Origin of the sequence: Prevotella conceptionensis 9403948 (genome assembly GCF_000312305.1) — a bacterium.
GTDB lineage: Bacteria > Bacteroidota > Bacteroidia > Bacteroidales > Bacteroidaceae > Prevotella > Prevotella conceptionensis.
This window is the reverse complement of record NZ_HE999463.1, coordinates 1-2,158: the sequence shown is the minus strand read 5'-3', so window position 1 is coordinate 2,158 and position 2,158 is coordinate 1. Positions and strand designations below refer to the sequence as shown.

At 51.6% G+C, this 2,158-nt stretch carries 1 protein-coding gene and 1 pseudogene; both read right to left on the bottom strand.

Annotated features, from left to right (window positions below):
• Positions 1 to 604 precede the first annotated feature (604 nt).
• A complete protein-coding gene (locus BN93_RS18825) occupies positions 605 to 859 on the bottom strand; it encodes a hypothetical protein (RefSeq protein ID WP_232211212.1) in 255 nt (84 codons plus the stop codon).
• Between the two features lie 50 nt (positions 860 to 909).
• Positions 910 to 2,158 (bottom strand): annotated as a pseudogene (locus BN93_RS15410) (type IV secretion protein Rhs); the annotation flags it as partial.

Below are 2,158 nucleotides of genomic sequence, written 5' to 3'. Positions count from 1 at the left end.
AAGTGATGAAGGGGCCTCCGTCGCCATCATAATGGTTGCGTTGTTTTTCTATCTGCATCATAAACATGGGATAATCTTCCTGCCCAGTCCGTGACGATGTTTGCGCCATATCCATAGGCGTTCTAGGGTATGTTCGATGTTTCCATAAGGTGGGATTCTTCGCTCATCTGCTCTTTGTCTTATCGAATTTCCTAGCTGAAATTATCTTACCTGCCCTGTCATAAACAACAGAATACCCATGCAACTTGTTTTTCTGGTAGAACTTTACTGAATCTAATGTTCCCGACTTCCTATCGAAATAATAAACTTTTCCATTCACAAACATCCGTTTTCCATTAACCACACTTCGGGTGTACACCTTTACCAGACGATTATCTGAGGTAAAATAAAACAAATTAGAGTCAACTCGAATTATAATTTGTTTTGCACCACGATAATATTCAAAACGGTGTAAGCTGTCAGAGAAGATACATTTCAAATCATTTGAATGTTGTTCCGCCCTGTTACATGAAATCATAGAGATTACCAATAAGATTGCTATTAAAACGCTATTAATTCTCAGGTTCCACTTTTGACCAAATCTCTTCATCCTTTTCATAATACCTTACTCTTTCAACTTTGTTCTCTCCTTTATAAAATACGGCAATGCCATGTTGCCCTGTGCGTCGTACAGCGTCTCGGCGGTGACGAGGTCGTGCATGTACAGGTTGCGGTTGTGCCCGTACTCGGACACCTGCGTGCGGTAGGCGGCATTCTCCTTCTGCGTGTCCAGCCGTCGGGTAACGACCTTGGCGAACCCGAAGAAGTCGCGCTCGCGCCTGTCGCGGTAGCCGCCCTCGTAGGCGAACTCGTTGCGCATGCGCGTCGCCCCGTTCTCGGCATATCCGCCCGAAGTCTCCACGGCCGACATCACCCAGCGGCGGCCGGGCGTGGCGAAGCTGGGCAGCGTCTGCGGTACTCCACGCGGACGTGTCCGCCGAAAGGCAGGGTGACGCTGCGCAGCAGGTTGGTGCGGCCGGTGAGGTTGCGGCGAACGACAAGGGCATCAGGGCCTGCACTTTCAACGAAGTCGGGCAAACCGTCGCCATCAATGTCGAGTAAAGCGCTCTCCGTACGGCTAACGCCAGTGGACCAAGCAGCGGTTACGTGTGGAGTGATCGTCAGTTTCAGGAATAGCAGGTGGATTTTGAAGGAGAATGCCGCACTGCCATACAATGATACGGACGTGGCAAGGTTCTTTCCCGCACTGCCCTGAACGTCTTGGGTTTCGTCAACGAAACCCGTTCCCGTATTGATGGAAACCTTAACATCGTCGCCATCCCTGATGATTTTATCCGGCATTCCGTCACCGTTAAGATCGGCATAGGAACAGTTTGTAAGGGTCGTTGTCTTCGTGCCGTTGAAACCTCCCGTAATCTCCGCGTTGCCGAGAACGGTGATTTTTGTTCCCAATCCTGCACCCCAGTTGGTGTTGGATGTGGCATCCAAGTCCTGGCAGCCTCGCGGCATGTGCCCTGTGAAACCGTAGCCGAGATTGTACCTCACGGCATCGCCTTCAACCATATCGGGCAATCCGTCACCATTCCAGTCGAACCAATCGCGTGTGGTCTTGGAGTTTCCATGAGAGAAATTACCGCTGGCCGTGACGGCCAGGCTGGAAACGGCATTGCCGTCACTGGCATTCTGCCCTTCGCATTGGCCCGTCGAGTTATTCGTGGGGGTGGTAGCCTTGTTCGGATTCTCATTAGCATTGTTCATGCTGCCGACATCGCCTGGAGAGGAATTGCCTGTTGTTCTTCCCGACTCAGAACGGTTCCTGTTGCCTATGCTTACGGCAATGGCACCGTCATTGCCTATGCCGAGGCTGTAAGCACCCGAGCTGAACTCAGGCATCGGAATGTCAGTCTTGACGCTAAGTTGGCTGAGTGTTCCCGTCGGCGAAGTGTATTGTGTGCGTACATGGCTGTCCCCCTCATCTATCCAATCAGGATAGCCGTCGCCGTTGACATCCATTGCGGCGACTTCCGTATGGGACGTTTGACTGCTTTTGCTGCCGCTTACGCCGAACCTGAGAGGACCATTCCCCGTTGCAGACACGCCATGCCCAGAAGACTTGGATTGTAATATCGGTGCAGACAGTCCTTCTCCTGAGGCATAC

Coding starts and splice junctions, on each gene's coding strand:
- BN93_RS18825 (WP_232211212.1), bottom strand. CDS start 859: ATGCGCAACGAGTTCGCCTACGAGGGCGGCTACCGCGACAGGCGCGAG.